Here is a 17461-nt window from a genome sequence, read left to right on the forward strand (position 1 = left end):
CATGCTTCCGCTGTCCCCCTTGCAGCAGGGCATGCTGTTCCATTCCGTCTACGACGCGAGCGCGCCGGACGTGTACACGGTGCAGGTCTCCGTGTCGCTGGCCGGCCCCGTGGACGCGGACCGACTGGAGCGGGCGGGCGCGGCCCTGCTGCGTCGCCACCCCAACCTGCGGGCCGGCTTCTGGCACGAGGGAGTGCCGCAGCCCGTGCAGTTCGTACCGGCCGAGGTGACCTTCGCGCTCGGCCGGACGGACCTGTCGGCCGACCCCTCGGAGGCCGCCGTGCGCCGGGTGGAACGGGCCGAGCTGGACCGCCGGTTCGAGCTGCACCGGCCGCCGCTGCTGCGGCTGCTGCTGGTGCGCCGCCGGGGTCCGGACGACCACCTCCTCGTGGTCACCGTGCACCACATCCTGGTCGACGGCTGGTCCATGCCGCTGCTCGTCGGGGACCTCCTCGCCCTGTACGAGAGCGACGGCGACGCCTCGGAACAGCGGCCCGTACGCCCTTACCGCGACTACCTCAAGTGGCTGAAGGCGCAGGACGTCCCGGCCGCCGAGAGCGCCTGGCGCACCGCGCTGACCGGGCTGGACGAGGCCGTGCTGGTGGCTCCGGCCGATCCGTCGCGTACGGCGGTGCGGCCCGGTGTGCACCGGGTGGAGCTGTCGCAGGCGGCCACCGCCCGGCTGACGGCGGCCGCCCGGTCGCTGGGCACCACGCCCAGCACGGTGATCCAGGCGGTCTGGGGGCTGCTGCTCGGCAGTCTGACGGGCCGCCGGGACGTGGTCTTCGGGCTGACGGTCGCGGGCCGGCCGGAGGAACTCCCCGGCGTGGAATCGATGGTCGGACTGTTCATCACCACCGTCCCGGTACGGCTCACGGCCCGGCCCTGGGAGAGCGTCCGGGACCTGCTCGGACGGTTCCGGGACGAGCAGAACGCCCTGCTCGCCCACCACCACCTGGGCCTGCGGCTGATCCAGAAGCAGGCGGGCGGCGGCGAGCTGTTCGACACCCTCGTGGTCATCGAGAACTACCCGGTGGACCCGTCCGCCCGGGCGCCGCTGGCCGACGGGGTACGGGTGACGGGCGTCGAGGCCCGGGACGGCACGCACTTCCCGCTCACCCTGTCCGTGTCCCTGGACGAGCGGGCCGAACTGGCCCTGGAGTACCGGCCGGACGTGTTCGACCCCCGGAACGCCGCCCGCGTGGCCGAACGGTTCACCGCCCTGCTGGACCAGGTCGCGGGCGATCCGGGCCGCCGCGTGGGGGCCCTGGAACCGCTGACCGCCGCCGACCGCGCGGAGCTGCGTACCGCGGAGACGGGCACCGCGCGGGACGTGGCCGACGGTACGGTCGCCGACCGGTTCGCCGCGCAGGCCGCCGCGACCCCGGACGCCTGCGCGGTGGTCTCGGGCCCCGACCGGCTGACCTTCGCGGAACTCGACTCCCGGGCGGACCGGCTGGCCGCGCTGCTGGCCGCGCGCGGCGCCGGACCCGAGTCGGTCGTGGCGCTGGCCGTACCGCGCTCCGCCGCGTCGGTGGTGGCCATCCTGGCCGTGCTGAAGTCGGGGGCCGCCTATCTGCCGCTGGACCTGGACCACCCGGCCGACCGGATCGCCGTGATGCTGCGGGACGCGGCCCCGGTGTGCGTGCTGACCACGCGGGCGGCGCTCCCGCTGCTGCCCGCCGAGGCGGTGGGCGGACCGGAGCGGATCGCCTTGGACTCGGCGGAGACCACCGCCGAACTCGCGTCGCCGGGCGACGGTTCGCGTCCCCCGCGCACAGAGCCCGAGCACCCGGCGTACGTGATCTACACCTCCGGTTCCACGGGCCGGCCCAAGGGCGTGGTGCTGACCCACGGCGGTCTGTCGAACCTGTACGCCAACCACATAGCGGACGTCTTCGCCCCGGCCGTGGCGGCCGCGGGCGGGCGGCGGCTGCGCGCCCTGCACACCGCCTCCTTCAGCTTCGACACCTCGTGGGAGCAGCTGTTCTGGCTGGTCTCGGGGCACGAGCTGCACGTCCTGGACGAGGTCGGCCGCCGCGACGCCGAGTTCACCGTCGGCTACGTCCGCGAGCACCGGATCGACGCCATGGACGTGACGCCCACCTACGCCGGCGCCCTGCTGGAGTGGGGACTGCTCAGCCGCTCGCACCACCGCCCCGGGCTGCTGCTGCTCGGCGGTGAGGCCGTCCCCGAGGCCCTGTGGACCGAGGTCCGCGAGGCACCCGGGGTCATGTCGGTGAACCTGTACGGGCCCACCGAGTACACGGTGGACGCCCTCGGCGCCGACCTCGCCGAGTCGGCCACCCCGATCGTCGGCCGGCCCATCGGCAACACCTGCGCCCGCGTGCTGGACTCCGCCCTGCGGCCCGCGCCGGCAGGCACCCCCGGTGAGCTGTACCTGGCGGGCCACGGCCTGGCCCGCGGGTACCTGGGCCGGTTCGCGCTGACGGCCGAGCGGTTCGTGGCCGACCCGTACGGTCCGGCGGGCTCGCGGATGTACCGCACCGGCGACCTCGTACGGCTGCGCGCCGACGGGCAGTTGGAGTTCCTCGGGCGGGCCGACGACCAGGTGAAGATCCGCGGCTACCGGATCGAGCTCGGCGAGGTGGAATCGGCCCTGTCCACGCTGCCCGGTGTGGGGTCCGCCGCCGTGGTGGTCCGCGAGGACACCCCCGGGGTCAAGCGGCTCGTCGGCTATGTGACCGGCCCGGTCGAACCGGCGGCGCTCCGGGAGGCGCTGGCCGCCGTACTGCCCGACTACATGGTCCCGGCGGCCGTGGTGGTCGTGGACTCGCTCCCGACCAATATCAGCGGAAAGCTGGACCGGGGCGCGCTGCCCGCGCCCGAGCTGGGCGCGGCGGAGCTGTCGCGGCCGCCGCGCGACGCCCGCGAGGAGGCGCTGTGCGCCGTCTTCGCCCAGGTGCTGGGGCTCGCCTCGGCCGGGATTGACGACGACTTCTTCGCGCTCGGCGGGGACAGCATCGTCTCCATCCAGCTGGTGACCCGGGCCCGCAAGGCGGGCCTGGTCCTCACCCCGCGTGACGTCTTCGAGCAGCGGACCGTGGAGCGGATGGCCGCGGCGGCCCGCACCGCCTCGGACCAGGACGGCGGGTACCTGGCCTCGGCCGGCCCGCTCGTCACCCTCGACGCCGGGCAGGAGGCGGCGCTGGCCGCGGTGTTCCCGCAGGTGGCGGAGGTGCTGCCGCTCGCACCGCTGCAGGAGGGCCTGTACTTCCACGCGGTCTACGACGACCGCGCCCTCGACGTCTACCTCATGCAGAACTTCGTCGAGCTGCTGCACGCCGTCGACGGGCCGGCCCTGCGCGCCGCCTTCGACACGCTGCTCGCCCGCCACCCCAACCTGCGGTCCGGCTTCTGGCACGAGGGCCTGGACGGCCCGGTACAGGTGGTGCCGGCCGAGTGGGAGCTGCCCTGGCGGGAGATCGACCTCAGCCACCTGGACCGGGCGGCGCAGGACGAGGCGCTGCGGGAGTTCTCCCTCGCCGACGCGGCGACCCGGTTCGACCTGGCGGCCCCGCCGCTGCTGCGTGTGGCCCTGATCCGGTTCTCGGCCGAGCGCTGGATGCTGTGCGTGACGCAGCACCACATCCTGACCGACGGCTGGTCGGAGTCTTTGTTCTTCGAGGAGCTGTTCGCCCTGTACGGGCACGGCGGTTCGGCGGACGTGCTGCCGCCGGTCACCCCGTACCGGGACTACCTGCGGTGGCTGTCGGCCGTGGACCGGGAAGCCGCCGAGCAGGCCTGGCGCACCCACCTGTCCGGGCTGGACCAGGCCACGCTCGTGGCCCGGGCCGATCCGAACCGGCAGCCGGTGACCGCCGAGGTGGTGGACCTGTCCCTGGACGAGGCCACCAGCGACCGTCTGCGGTCCTTCGCCCGCGGCTGCGGGGTCACCCTGAACACCGTCCTCAGCACGGCCTGGGCGATGGCCCTGGCCGGGATGACGGGCCGCGACGACGTGGTGTTCGGCGCCACCGTCTCGGGCCGTCCCGCGGACCTCGCCGGGGTCGACCAGATGATCGGCATGTTCATGAACACGCTGCCGTTCCGCATCGCCCTGCGCCCCGACGAGCCGCTGCGCGATCTGATGGTGCGGGTGCAGAGCGAGCACGCGGCCCTGCTGCCGCACCACTACGTGGGGCTCGGCCCGATCCAGCAGCTGACCGGCCTCGGGCAGCTCTTCGACACCCTGTACGTCTTCCGCAACACGCCGCTGAACGACGCCGCCCGCGAGGAGGCGGTGGCGGCCCACGCCATCGGCTGGACGCACAGCGTCGACGGCACGCACTACCCGCTGACCCTCGCCGTCACCCCCGGCCCGGCGCTGGAGCTGAGCCTCGGCTACCGACCCGATCTGTACGACGAGGCCACCGCCCGGCACCTGGCGGGCCGGCTCGCGCTGCTGGTGGAGCAGCTCTCCGACGGCGGGGCGCTCCCGGTGGGCCGGTTGGTCACCCTGGCGGCCGCGGAGCGGGCCGAACTGCTGGCCACCGGCGACGACATGGGCCACGCGATCCCGGACACCACGGTGATCGACCTGTTCGCCGAGCAGGCCGCCCGGACCCCCGGGGAGACCGCTCTGGTCTTCGAGGACCAGCGGCTCAGCTACGCGGAGCTCGACGCCCGATCGAACCGGCTGGCGCGGGCCCTGGTGGCGCGGGGCGCGGGGCCGGAGACCGTGGTGGCGCTCGGGCTGCCCCGGTCGGCGGACTTCGTGGTCGCGCTGTTCGCCGTGCTGAAGACCGGCGCGGCCTATCTGCCGCTGGACCTGGACCACCCCGTGGACCGGCTCGGCGCGATGGTGGCGGACGCCGCTCCGCTGTGCCTGGTCACGACGGCCCCGGTGACGGACCGGGTGCCGGTGGTGGAGGGCGTACCGGCGCTGCTGCTGGACGACCCCGCGACACCTGCCGAGTTGGCGGCGCTGGCGGAGGGCCCCCTGACGGAGTCGGAGCTGACGGGGGTGCGGGACGGCCGGCACCCCGCGTACATCATCTACACCTCCGGTTCGACCGGGCGGCCCAAGGGGGTCGTGGTCCCCTACTCGGGGCTGACCAACATGCTCCTCAACCACCGCGAGCGGATCTTCGCTCCGGCGGTGGCGCTGGCGGGCGGGCGCCGGATGAAGGTGGCGCACACCGTGTCCTTCGCCTTCGACATGTCGTGGGAGGAGTTCTTCTGGCTGGTCGACGGGCACGAGGTGCACGTCATCGGTGAGGAGCTGCGGCTGGACCCGGCGGCCCTGACCGCGCACTACGACCGCGTGGGCATCGACGTGGTCAACGTGACGCCCTCGTACGGCATGCAGTTGGTCGAGGCGGGTCTGCTGGACGCCGACCGGCACCGCCCGACGCTGTTCCTGCTCGGCGGCGAGGCGGTGCCGGACGGTTTGTGGGAGCTGCTGAAGCGCACCGAGGGCACCATGGGCTACAACCTGTACGGCCCGACCGAGTACACGATCAACGCGCTGGGCGCCGACGTGGACGACAGCGCCGGCTCCTGTGTCGGCCGGCCGATCTTCAACACCCGGGCCTACGTGCTCGACAGCGCGCTGCGGCCGGTTCCGGCGGGCGTGGCCGGTGAGTTGTACCTGGCGGGGGCGGGCCTCGCCCGCGGCTACTTCGCGCGGCCGTCGCTGACGGCGGAGCGGTTCGTCGCCGACCCCTTCGGCGAGCCGGGCACGCTGATGTATCGGACGGGTGACCTGGTGCGGTGGCGCGGGGACGCGCAGATCGACTACCTCGGGCGGGCCGACGACCAGGTCAAGATCCGCGGTTTCCGCATCGAACTCGGCGAGGTCGAGTCGGCTGTCGCGGCCGAGCCCGGCATCGCGGCGGCGGCCGTGGTCGTCCACACCGGGCCGACGGGCGTCAAGCGGCTGGTCGCCTACACGGTGGCGTCGGCCGCGGACGCGCCCGAACCGGCCGCCCTGCGGGCCCGACTGTCGGCCGTACTGCCCGAGTACATGCTTCCGTCGGCGTTCGTGGAGCTGTCGGCGCTGCCGCTCACGGTGAACGGGAAGGTGGACCGGGCGGCGCTGCCCGCCCCCGACCTGGGGGACGCGGGCGGCGGCCGGGCGCCGAAGGACGCCCGCGAGGAGCTGCTCTGCGCGATCTTCGCGGAGGTGCTGGGGCTGGAGCGGGTCGGGGCCGAGGACAACTTCTTCGAGCTCGGTGGCCATTCGCTGCTGGCGATGCGGCTGGTCGGCCGGATCCGTGCGGAGTTGGGCACGCCGGTCCAGGTCGGGGCCGTGATGGCCGCGCCGACGGTGGCCGACCTGGCCGCCCGGATCGGGTCGGACGCCCGCCGGGACGCGCTGCGCGTGCTGATGCCGCTGCGGGAACGGGGCGCGGCGGCGCCGCTGTTCTGCTTCCACCCGGCGTCCGGTTTCGCCTGGCAGTACACGGGTCTGCTGCGCCACCTGGACGCGGACCGGCCGGTGTACGGGCTCCAGGCGCCCGGGCTCGCGGGCGAACAGCCGGACGTGGCCGACGTGGCCGCGCTCGCCGAGCTGTACCTGGCGGAGATCCGTACGGTGCAGCCGCAGGGTCCGTACCACTTCCTCGGCTACTCCTTCGGCGGGACCGTGGCACAGACGCTGGCCGCGCTGCTCCAGGAGCGCGGTGAGGAGGTGGCCTTCCTGGGGCTGCTGGACGCGTATCCGCCGGAGATCGAGGACTGGTCGTACATCGACGCCCCGGACCGGCGCGAGCGCCTGGAACGCGAGGAGAGCGGCTTCCTGCTCTCGGTGGCCGGGCTGAACCCGGCGGAGGGCGATGCTCCGGTGGACCGGGCGGAGGCGGCCTCCGCGATCCGCGACAGCCAGGGCCTGCTGGCCGGCTTCGACGAGGCGCTGCTGGGCGCGATCGTGGACACGAACATGCACTGCGTGCGACTGCTGTCGCGCAGCCGCACCCTCCGCTACCGCGGTGACGTGCTGTTCTTCACCGCCTCACGGTCCACGCCGGCGGCGCAGGCGCCCGCCCTGGTCTGGCCCGCGTACCTGGACGGCCGGATCGAGGAGCACGTCCTGGACTGCTCGCACGACGACCTGATGTCCCCCGGGGCCCTGGCGGAGATCGGCCCGGTGCTGGCGCGCGCGTTGGCGTCGGCCGGGCCGACCGCCCGGGACTGACGCACCGGGGTGCGGGCGGGCTCCGCCCGCACCCCGGAACAACGCGCGCGCCACATAGTGTCGTTCAGAATTTTATTAGGTTAGGCTTACCTAAGAATTGAGGAGGGGGCGGCATGTCCGACCACCGTGTGCCCGGCATCCCGGGTACCAGCGGATTCACCGGGAAGGTCGCGCTCGTCACCGGCGCCGGCCAGGGCATCGGCGCGGCCGTCGTCCGTACGCTGTTCCGCCTCGGCGCCACCGTCGCCGCGACGGACATCCGGGCCAAGGCCGTCACCGCGGCGGCGGCCGAACCGGACCCGGAGACCGGACGGGCGCCGTCCGCCGGCGCCGGGGCCGGGGCCGTCCACCCCTACGAACTCGACGTCACCGACCCGGCGGCCGTCGAGCGGACCGTCGAGCGGATCGGGCGGGAACTCGGCCCGATCGACATCCTGGTGAACGTGGCCGGAATCCTGCGGACCGCACCGGTCGCGGAACTGACCGACGAGGACTGGGCAGCCACCTTCGCGGTCAACGTCCAGGGCGTCTTCTTCACCTCCCGCGCCGTCGTCCCCGGCATGGCGGCCCGCGGCTCCGGCAGCGTGATCACCGTCGCCTCGAACGCCGCCGGGATCCCGCGTACCGGTATGGCCGCGTACGCCGCCTCGAAGGCCGCGGCCGTCATGTTCACCAAGTGTCTCGGCCTGGAGTACGCCCGCAGCGGGGTGCGCTGCAATGTCGTGGCCCCCGGCTCCACCGACACCCCGATGCAGTGGGCGCTCTGGAGCGACCCGCAGGCGCCCGCCCGGGTGCTGGACGGGGACCTCGCCAGCTACCGGACGGGGATCCCGCTGGGCCGGATCGCCGACCCGCAGGACATCGCGGACGCCGTCGTGTTCCTCGCCTCGGACCAGGCACGCCACATCACCATGCAGGACCTCTACGTGGACGGCGGAGCCACGCTGCGCTGACCGCGGCAGCCCCCGTCCCCACTCGCGTCATGTGCCACACGTGCAACACCCACACCACGCACAGCACGCACAGCACGCGGAATCCCCGGACCACGCACAGCACGCGTATCACCCGCGCCCTGCGCACCGCCTCGCACCGCACGCAGCCGGCGACCGTCCGGCCGCGCCCACCTGCCCGCATCTGCCCCTACCTGCCCCCACCTGAAGAGGAGTCACCGTGCCGACGGTCCACCAAGTCGCCACGCCCCCCGCACCGGCCGATCCGGTGCACCCCTCCGTCGGCGCCGCCACCACGCTGCTCGACGCCTACCGCGGTGGAGCCCGGTTCCTCGCCACCCCCACCCGCACGTTGCTCGCCCACGGCATCCGCCAGGAGGTCGCGCACTCCGCCGAACCGCTGCCGCACCGCGTCGCCCAGGCCCTGGCCGAGGCCCGGCGGGCCGGACACCCCTACCCCGTGGTCATCGGCGCGATCCCCTTCGCCCCGGACGCCCGCGCGGCCCTCGTCGTCCCGGAGTTCCTGCGCAGCGGCCCGCCGCTCGCCTCCGACCCGCTGATCGCCCTGCCCGCCGCCGGTCCGGCGCCCACCGACTGGGCCATCGCCTCGGTCCCCGAGCCAGAGGTCTACGCCAAGGGCGTGGCCTCGGCGGTGGACCGGATGTGGCAGGGCGAGTTCAGCAAGGTCGTGCTGGCCCGGACCCTGGAACTCGCCTCCGACAGACCTCTGGACATCCCCGCCATGGTCCAGCGGCTCGCCCGCCGTGACCCCTCCGGCTACACCTTCGCACTCCCCACCGGTCCCGGCCGGAACCTACTCGGCGCCAGCCCGGAGCTGCTGCTGTCGCGCCGCGGCGACCGGCTCATCTCCAACCCGCTGGCCGGGTCGACCCCGCGCAGCGCGGACCTCGCCGAGGACGTGCGCCGGGCGGCCGCCCTGCTCGGGTCCGCCAAGGACCTGCACGAGCACGCCGTCGTCGTCGACGCGGTGCACCAGGCCATGGCCCCGTACTGCACCTCGCTCGACGTCCCCGAGCGCCCCACCCTGCTGCGTACGGCCACCATGTGGCACCTGTCCACCACCGTGACCGGGGTGCTCGCGCAGCCCGATGTCTCCGCCCTCGAGATCGCCTCCAGCCTGCACCCGACCCCGGCCGTCTGCGGCAGTCCGACCGGCGTGGCCCGCAAGGTGATCGAGGAGACCGAGTCCTTCGACCGCGGCTTCTTCACCGGCATGATCGGCTGGGAGGACGGCAGCGGTGACGGCGAGTGGGTCGTCACGATCCGCTGCGCCGAGGCCGAGGACAACCGGCTGCGCCTGTACGCCGGGGCGGGGATCGTCTCCGCGTCCGATCCCGACGCCGAGACCGCGGAGACCGCCGCGAAGTTCCGTACCTTCCTGCAGGCCGTCGGAGCCGAGCTGTGAGCGAGCCCCACGACTCCCGTGAGTCCGTCGACCCCCGCGTCTCCGCTGTCGAACCCGCTTGGCAGCCCTGGCCCGCCGAGTTCGCGGAGCGCTACCGCGCGGCCGGCTGGTGGCGGGGCGAGACCTTCGGGTCCGTGCTGCGGGAGCGGGCGACGGCCCACCCCGACCGGATCGCCCTCGTGGACCCGACCGGCGGCCCGGACGGCGGCCGGCGTACCTGGAGCTACGACGAACTCGACACCCGGGCCGACCGGATGGCCGCGGGCCTCATGGCGCGCGGCATCGCTCCCGGTGACAAGGTCGTCGTACAACTGCCGAACACGGCCGAGTTCTTCGAGGTCGTCTTCGCGCTCTTCCGGATCGGTGCCCTGCCCGTCTTCGCCCTGCCGGCGCACCGGCGCACCGAGATCTCCTACTTCTGCTCCTTCACGGGAGCCGCGGCCTACGTGATCCCCGCGGTGCACGGCGGCTACGACTACCGCGGGCTCGCCGCCGCAGTGCGCGCCGAAGTACCGGGACTGCGCGAGGTGTTCGTCGCGGACGCCGACCCGGGTGACTTCACGGCACTGGCCGACGTCCCCCTGGACGTACCCGCCGGGGGGCTCGGCCCCGGGCCCGCCCCGCACGACCTCGCGTTCCTCCAGCTGTCCGGTGGCAGCACGGGCGTGCCCAAGCTGATCCCGCGCACCCACGACGACTACATCTACTCGCTGCGGGGCTCGAACGAGATCTGCGGCGTGGACGCCAACTCCGTGTACCTGGTCGCCCTGCCGGCCGCCCACAACTTCCCGCTGTCCTCACCCGGTTCGCTCGGCGTCCTGTACGCCGGCGGCCGCGTGGCGCTGTGCCCGCAGCCGGTGCCCGACGTCGCCTTCCCCCTGATCGAGTCCGAAGGCGTGACGATCACCGGCCTGGTGCCTCCGCTGGCCCTGCTCTGGACGGAGGCCGCCGCCCGCACCGACCGGGACCTCGGCAGTCTTGAGGTCCTGCTGGTGGGCGGAGCCAAGTTCAGCGAGGAAGCCGCCCGTCGGGTCCGGCCGGGCCTGGGCTGCACCCTCCAGCAGGTGTTCGGGATGGCGGAGGGGCTGGTCAACTACACCCGTCTCGACGACCCGGAGGAGACTGTCGTCACCACCCAGGGCCGGCCGATCTCACCGGACGACGAGATCCGGATCGTCGACGACGAGGACCGCGAGGTGCCGCCGGGCGGGTCCGGCCACCTGCTGACCCGCGGCCCGTACACCATCCGCGGGTACTGGAACGCCCCCGAGCACAACGCCCGGTCGTTCACCCCGGACGGCTTCTACCGGACCGGGGACATCGTCCGGATGACGCCCACCGGTCACCTGGTCGTCGAGGGACGCGCCAAGGACCAGATCAACCGGGGCGGGGAGAAGATCGCGGCGGAGGAGGTGGAGAACCACATCCTGGCGCACCCGGCCGTCCACGACGCCAATGTCGTCGGCGAACCGGACCCCTATCTCGGCGAACGCACCTGCGCCTACGTGATCCTGCGTGAGGGCGCCACGGAACTGCGGCCCGCCGCCGTGAAGAAGTTCGTACGGGAGCGCGGCCTCGCCGCGTACAAGGTGCCGGACCGGGTGGAATTCGTCTCCGCCTTCCCCAAGACCGGCGTGGGCAAGGTGTCCAAACGGGACCTGCGCACCGCCGCTCCCGCCGGCCCTCCCGCCCCCGCCCCCGTACCGCCCCACCAGCACTGAACGGATGAACCCATGGCCCTGCCCGCCATCGCCCCCTATCCGCTGCCGTCCGCCGAGGAGTTGCCGGCCAACCGCGTCGACTGGACGGTGGATCCGGACCGCGCGGTCCTGCTCGTCCACGATCTGCAGAACTACTTCCTGTCGGCCTTCGACACGGACGCGCAGCCCGTCACCGGCATGCTCCAGCAGGTCGCGCGGCTGAAGAAGGAGGCGGGCCGCGCCGGGGTGCCCGTGTTCTACACCGCGCAGCCCGGCGGACAGAGCCCGGCCGAACGGGGACTCCAGCAGGACTTCTGGGGGCCGGGCCTGCCGGACGACCCGACGGCCGCCGCGATCCCGGCGGCGGTGGCGCCGGGTCCGGACGACACGGTGCTGACGAAGTGGAAGTACAGCGCCTTCGTGCGGACCGACCTCCTGGAGCGGCTGCGCGCGATGGGCCGGGACCAGCTGGTGATCACCGGTGTGTACGCGCACATCGGTGTGCTGATGACGGCCTGCGACGCCTGGATGCAGGACGTCCAGGCCTTCGTGGTCGCCGACGCCGTCGCCGATTTCTCCGAGCGCGAGCACCGGTCCGCCTTGGAATGGGCGGCGGGCCGCTGCGCCGTGGTCACCACGGCGGACCGGGTCTGCGTGCAGCTGTGAGCCCCCCCCTCATTCCGGGCCCGGGCCCGGGCCCGGGCAGACCCGTGAGCGGGCTGCCTCACTGGCTCCCTGACCCTCACCCCCGTCCCCGTACCTCACGAAGGATCTCCCCATGACGGAACGTCTGAACGCCGCCCGGCCCTACGCCCTGGGCCTCTTCCGGATCGTCACCGGCCTCCTGTTCGCCTGCCACGGAGCCGCTTCCCTCTTCGGCGTCCTCGGCGGCGCGCACGGCGGCGGCACCGTCCCCGTCGGGGCCTGGCCCGGCTGGTACGCGGCGGTGATCCAGCTCGTCGCCGGCGCCCTGGTGCTGCTCGGGGCCGGGACCCGCAGCGCGGCCTTCGTCGCCTCCGGCTCGATGGCGTACGCCTACTTCACGGCCCATCAGGCGGACGCGCTCTTCCCGATCCAGAACAACGGCGAGTCCTCCGCGATGTACTGCTGGGCCTTCCTGCTGCTCGTCTTCACCGGCCCGGGCGCCTTCGCCCTGGACCGACTCCTGCCCGCCCGCGGCGACCGGGCCGCCGTGGAGGCCGAGCAGCAGCCCCGGACCGCGGCCGCCTGAGGCCGTCCCCCGCACTCCCTGAGCCCCGCCCCCGTTCCCCGAGGGCGGGGCTCAGGGCTGCTCCAGGTAGCAGGCCAGGGCGGCGCGGCTGTGCCGCAGGCTCTCGATGCGGGCGTCCATCGCGGCCAGTTCCCCGTCGAGTACGGACCGGATCTCCTCGCACCAGGCGAACCGCACCCCCTCACCGCGCACGCACGGCAGCACCGAGCGGATCACCTCGGTGGACAGGCCCGCCGCGAGCAGCGCGCGTACCTTGCGCACGGCGGCCACGGAGTCCGCGGTGTAGTCGCGGTATCCGTTCGGGCCGCGCTCCGCCTGGAGCAGTCCCTGCGCCTCGTAGTAGCGCAGCAGTCGGGAGTTGACTCCGGTGCGTCGGGACAGTTCTCCGATCAGCATGTGCTGTACCCCTGTGTCCGGTTGACCTTCACATTGATGTCAACGTTTAACGTCGCACCTACCGGCGGGCATTCCGTCGGCAGGGCCGCGCACCGCTGGAGTGATCTTCATGACCGACCGCTCGTTCCTCTTCGTCCTCGGCAGCTCGCGTTCCGACGGGAACACCGAGATCCTCGCGAGGCAGGCCGCCGAGCAGTTGCCCGCAGGGACCCGGAAGCGCTGGGTGAACCTGGCCGGGTCCGCCTTGCCGGACTTCCAGGACGGCCGCCACGAGGCCGAGGGCTGGATACCCTCGGAGGGCGAGGAGGCCCTGCGGCTGGCGACGCTGGAGGCAACCGACGTCGTCATCGCCTCTCCGCTGTACTGGTACGCGCTCTCCGCGCACACCAAGCGCTACCTCGACTACTGGTCGGGCTGGCTCACGGTCCCCGGCTCGGATTTCAAGCAGCGCATGGCGGGCCGGACCCTGTGGGGCGTGACGGCCATGGCGGACCACGACGAGTCCCGCGCCGAGGGACTGGTGACCGGTCTTCACCACACCGCGGCCTACATGCGGATGCACTTCGGCGGGGTACTGCTCGGCAACGGCTCCCGGCCGGGCCAGGTGCGCGACGACGAGCGGGCGATGATCCGCGCCAAGACCTTCTTCGCCCAGGACGCGCCCCTGGCCCGGTTCCCCTAGTACTCCCGATCGACGCGGACCGTCAGCCCGTGGCGGCCTTGGGGACGAGGCGGGTACCGCACCAGCTGCAGTACCGGGCGTCGGCCTCTATGGCGTGCCGGTGGCACTGCTCGCAGACGAGGTGGAGCGGGCACTGCGGTGTGCGCGGTTCGGTGCGGGGCGGCCGGCCGATGGCCATGCCCGCCCGCCTGCGGTGCGCGGTGAGGAACACCAGCCCCTCGGGGCCGGCCCGGAGCGAGCGGGCGGAGCCGCGCGGCAGCAGGGTGAGGGAGCCGGGCACGACCTCCACGGCGGCGCCGTCCAGGGTGAGGGATCCACCGCCCTGTACGACGGCGAGCAGGACGTCCACCTCGGGCTCCCGGTGCACGGCGATCTCGCCGCCGGGCAGCAGGCGCACCACATTCGCGTCGAGTTGTCGGCCCTTGCGCCGTAGTCGCCACAGGGCGCCGCTCTGGCCGTCCTCGGCGGCCTCGACCAACCCCGTGACCGTGACACCCACGGCTTCCCGCTCGACCACCACATGTCCTTCCCGCGCGTTCGGCCGTTCCGCCGACCCCTCGTGATCTCCCATGAGATCACCTCGGCCGGTGTCCGCACCAACCGTCGGGGTGCGAAGCGGTCGCCCGATCGTCAGGACGTGAGCCGCTCGGCCCGCCCGACGCGGCGCAACGGCCGTTCCTCCCGCACAGGTTGACACCGTTCGGCGTGGGCGAAGGCGGGTTGGGGAGGCATGCCACCCGTTGGGGTCAAGATCTGCCGGGTCACGGGTCTGTCCCGGCGCGCGATGACCTCGTACCGGTGCGCGTGAGTGAGAGAAACCGCCGTACTCGCCGGTCGGACGCGCGTCCGGGGCGGCTGTGGGCGTTTCGGATTCGGCGATACGTGTAACAGGAATGTACGGGTGGGCGGTCGGGTGGAACGGCAGTACGGGCCGGTCCACTCCTGATGATCGAAGACGCTCTCCGGTACCGACCCGTACCGACCGCCCGCACCGCCCGCACCGCCGACCGATCGACCTTGAGGAAAAAACGATGCGCGTTCACCAGCTGACCCTCGCCGCCGTGGCCGTCGCCGCGAGCTTCGCGCTCACGGCCTGCCAGAACGGCGACGACGGCGCGGGGCCGAGCACCCCGTCGGCTTCGTCCGCCGCGTCCGCCCCGTCCACCGCCTCGCCCTCGGGGGGCGGTTCGGATCAGGGCGGCACGAAGCCCTCGCCGGGGACGGGCTCCGACGGGAAGGGTACGGCCGCCGGGACCGGCTCCGACGCGAGCGGCAAGACCGGCAAGTGCCGGACCGACGAGCTCGCGATCACGGCCGCGGAGCGCACCATCGGCGGCGACACGGACGGCACGGTGGCCGTGACGCTGAAGAACCGCGGCACCCGGGACTGCACGATCTCCGGGTACGCGGGCGTCGACCTGAAGACCGCCTCGGGCTCGCTGTCCGCGCAGCGCACCGGCCAGCAGGCCGACACGGCCGTCCTCAAGAAGGGTGAGTCGACGTACTTCGGCATCAGCTACCCGCTCAACACCTCGGGCGGCTCCGGCGTCCGCGTCACCGGGCTGGTGGTGACCCCGCCGGACGAGACCAGGTCGGTCACCCTCGCCTGGCCGGGCACCGGCACGCTGCCGGTCACGGAGGGCGGCGGCTCCCCGGTGAAGGTCGGCCCGGTGGGTAGCGCCGGCCAGGGCGGCTGACCCGAACGTCTGAACACCTGAACACCGGAACGCCTGACAGCCGACTGCCCCGTACCCGGGTCGTGACCCCGGGTACGGGGCAGGTCCGTTTCCGCCCGGCCGGACACGACGATCCGTCAGCCGGCGTGCCCCCGACGGCTTCCGCTACGCGGACCGGTCCAGCGAGTTCCGTACGTACGCGCCCGGCGTCTGACCGAAGTGGCGGCGGAAGGCCAGGATGTAGCCGTTGGTGCTGACGAACCCCACCCGGGCGGCGACGGAGCTCACCAACTGGCCCTGTTCCAGCAGGCTCAGCGAGTGGTTGAGCCGGAGCCGAGTGCGCCACTCGGAGAAGGCCATCCCGGTCTCCGCGCGGAACGCCCGGCGCAGGCTGGTCGAGCTCGTGTAGAGGTTCTCCGCCCACTCCGTCGCCGTCCGCGGATCGCTCGGCGTCCGGGCCAGCTCCCGCGCCACGAACCCGGCGGTGTGGCTGGTGGGTTGGGGCAGCGGCAGGCAGTTGCGATGCCCGGCGGACAGCGCGGCGAAGACCTCCGGATCCTCGTCCTGGGCGCGGGTGCTGCGCATCCGGCCGAGGACCAGCCGGCGCTGGGCGTCGGTGATGTTGATGGTGGTGACGTCCTGGTACGGCAGCTCGAACCGGCCCGCGTCGAAGGACTCGACCGCGATGACGGAGTCGGCTCCGAACCGCGCGCTGTGCGCGATGCCCGCCGGGATCCACAGGGCCACCGAGGCGGACAGTTCGTGGTCCCGGCCCAGCGCGGTGACCACGATCCTGCCGACCGGCACGTGCAGGAACTCGTGGAACTCGTGGACGTGGAGCGGGTGTCCGCCCTCGGCGATGAAATCGTCATCGGCCATGACCACGTCCCCGGCCCGGGTCTCCTCGCCTCGCACGCTGCGCAGTCCCGTCTCGGTCACAACATCCTCCCCCTACCGCAGGGGTCGTGTTCTTGACCCCTGATTGTGAGCGGTTCGCCTCCGGCATTGGACCGGACCCCGCTTTGGTAAGGCTAGCCTAACTTCGAGCTTGAGCAGGTGAGGAGTACCCGAAGACCCATGAAGCAATCGGCTTCGCCGGACGCACCACCGGCCCCGACGCCCGCGCGGACCCGTGCCTCGCGTGGCACGGTGGTCGTGGTGCTCGCCGGCCTGATGCTGGCCGCCGTGACCATCGCGAGCATCGGCCTCGGTGCGCGCGACATATCCCCGTTGGAGATCGTGCGGATCCTGCTGCACCCGAGCGCGGAGGGCTACAACGGCGACGTCCTGTGGACGGAGCGGATACCCCGCACCCTGCTCGGCCTGACCGTCGGGGCCGCCCTCGGCGCCTCCGGGCTCATCATGCAGGCATTGACGATGAACCCACTGGCCGAGCCGGGCGTCCTCGGCGTGCAGCAGGGCGCGGCGGTGTTCGTCGTCCTCGGCATCCTGTTCCTCGACACGTCCGGCGTGCAGGGCTACTTCTGGATGGCGCTGACCGGCTCGGCGGTGACCGCGGTCCTCGTCTTCCTGATCGGGACCCGCACCGACGCGGGCAGCAGTACGATCGGCCTCGTCCTCGCGGGAGTCGCCGTCGCCGCGGTGATGTCCTCGCTGATCACCCTGCTCGTGGTGCGCGACGAGGCCGTCTACGCCCACCTGCGCTTCTGGTCCGTGGGTCAACTCACCGGCCGGGGACAGTTCCTGGGCCAGGCGCTCCCGTTCGCGCTCACCGGCCTGCTGCTGGCGCTGCCGCTCGGGCGGACCCTGAACCTGCTGAGCCTCGGTGACGACACGGCCCGTGGGCTCGGCGTCCGGGTGGAGCGGGCCCGACTGGCGAGTGCGGCCGTCGCGGTGCTGCTGTGCGCGGCCGCCACCGCGGCCGTGGGGCCGGTGGCCTTCGTCGGACTGGTCGCCGGACATGCCGCCCGGATGTTGGTGGGCACGGACCACCGCTGGTCGCTACCGCTGTCGATGGTCTGCGGAGCGGTCCTGCTCGTCGGCGCCGACACCGCGGGACGACTGGTGATCGACCACGGCGAGATCCAGGTGTCGGTGATGACCGCCTTCGTCGGCACCCCCTTCTTCGTGTGGCTCGCGCGCCGCCGCGACCTGGTCCGGATGTGAGGGACATGCCACAGGCACACGCGCCACATACACATGCGCCTCGGACACACGCGCCGGGGGCGGACGTACCGCAGGCGGGCGGGACACCGAGCCTCGGGCAGGCCTCCCCGGAGA

The 17461-nt window shown here is 73.1% G+C and carries 12 protein-coding genes; 9 read left to right on the plus strand and 3 right to left on the minus strand.

The window, feature by feature from the left end; genetic code table 11:
• Position 1: 1 nt before the first annotated feature.
• The 6 genes from BCL76_RS36360 (at position 2) to BCL76_RS36385 (ending at position 12466) form a co-directional block, all read left to right on the plus strand.
• Positions 2–7159: an amino acid adenylation domain-containing protein gene (locus tag BCL76_RS36360; protein ID WP_109783692.1), complete on the plus strand. Its 7158-nt coding sequence runs from the start codon at positions 2–4 to the stop codon at positions 7157–7159.
• A 113-nt stretch (positions 7160–7272) separates the two neighbouring features.
• Positions 7273–8112: a 2,3-dihydro-2,3-dihydroxybenzoate dehydrogenase gene (locus BCL76_RS36365; protein WP_109783694.1), complete on the plus strand. Its 840-nt coding sequence runs from the start codon at positions 7273–7275 to the stop codon at positions 8110–8112.
• Between the two features lie 217 nt (positions 8113–8329).
• Entirely contained in the window at positions 8330–9535 is a 1206-nt protein-coding gene (locus BCL76_RS36370; protein ID WP_109783697.1) for an isochorismate synthase, read from the plus strand.
• Entirely contained in the window at positions 9532–11256 is a 1725-nt protein-coding gene (locus BCL76_RS36375) for a (2,3-dihydroxybenzoyl)adenylate synthase (RefSeq protein WP_109783699.1), read from the plus strand. The genes BCL76_RS36370 and BCL76_RS36375 overlap by 4 nt, the downstream gene beginning before the upstream one ends.
• A gap of 12 nt (positions 11257–11268) precedes the next feature.
• A complete protein-coding gene (locus BCL76_RS36380) occupies positions 11269–11901 on the plus strand; it encodes an isochorismatase family protein (RefSeq protein WP_109783701.1) in 633 nt (210 codons plus the stop codon).
• 112 nt (positions 11902–12013) lie between these two features.
• Complete coding sequence (locus BCL76_RS36385) at positions 12014–12466, plus strand: DoxX family protein (RefSeq protein ID WP_109783702.1); 453 nt, start codon at positions 12014–12016, stop codon at positions 12464–12466.
• Positions 12467–12517: 51 nt separating this feature from the next.
• Here the strand turns inward: BCL76_RS36385 and BCL76_RS36390 are convergent, their stop codons facing one another.
• Positions 12518–12862 carry a MerR family transcriptional regulator gene (locus BCL76_RS36390; RefSeq protein ID WP_109783704.1) on the minus strand — a complete coding sequence of 115 codons (345 nt, stop codon included), beginning with the start codon at positions 12860–12862 and terminating at the stop codon, positions 12518–12520.
• Positions 12863–12971: 109 nt separating this feature from the next.
• Between BCL76_RS36390 and BCL76_RS36395 the strand changes: the two genes are divergently transcribed.
• On the plus strand, positions 12972–13544 hold the full coding sequence (locus BCL76_RS36395; protein WP_109783705.1) for a flavodoxin family protein: 573 nt from the start codon (positions 12972–12974) through the stop codon (positions 13542–13544).
• A gap of 22 nt (positions 13545–13566) precedes the next feature.
• On the opposite strand, the gene BCL76_RS36400 is transcribed toward BCL76_RS36395, so the two are convergent.
• A complete protein-coding gene (locus BCL76_RS36400; protein WP_258310126.1) occupies positions 13567–14115 on the minus strand; it encodes a hypothetical protein in 549 nt (182 codons plus the stop codon).
• A 460-nt stretch (positions 14116–14575) separates the two neighbouring features.
• Here BCL76_RS36400 and BCL76_RS36405 point away from each other — a divergent pair, with 460 nt between their 5' ends.
• Positions 14576–15241 (plus strand): DUF4232 domain-containing protein, encoded by a 666-nt coding sequence (locus BCL76_RS36405; RefSeq protein WP_109783710.1) that lies wholly within the window; start codon positions 14576–14578, stop codon positions 15239–15241.
• A 144-nt stretch (positions 15242–15385) separates the two neighbouring features.
• Here BCL76_RS36405 and BCL76_RS36410 read toward each other — a convergent pair whose 3' ends face one another.
• On the minus strand, positions 15386–16159 hold the full coding sequence (locus tag BCL76_RS36410; RefSeq protein ID WP_258310127.1) for a helix-turn-helix transcriptional regulator: 774 nt from the start codon (positions 16157–16159) through the stop codon (positions 15386–15388).
• Between the two features lie 138 nt (positions 16160–16297).
• Between BCL76_RS36410 and BCL76_RS36415 the strand changes: the two genes are divergently transcribed.
• A complete protein-coding gene (locus tag BCL76_RS36415; protein WP_109783712.1) occupies positions 16298–17347 on the plus strand; it encodes a FecCD family ABC transporter permease in 1050 nt (349 codons plus the stop codon).
• Positions 17348–17461: the final 114 nt, after the last annotated feature.

The organism is Streptomyces sp. CG 926 (assembly GCF_003148825.1).
Lineage (GTDB): Bacteria > Actinomycetota > Actinomycetes > Streptomycetales > Streptomycetaceae > Streptomyces.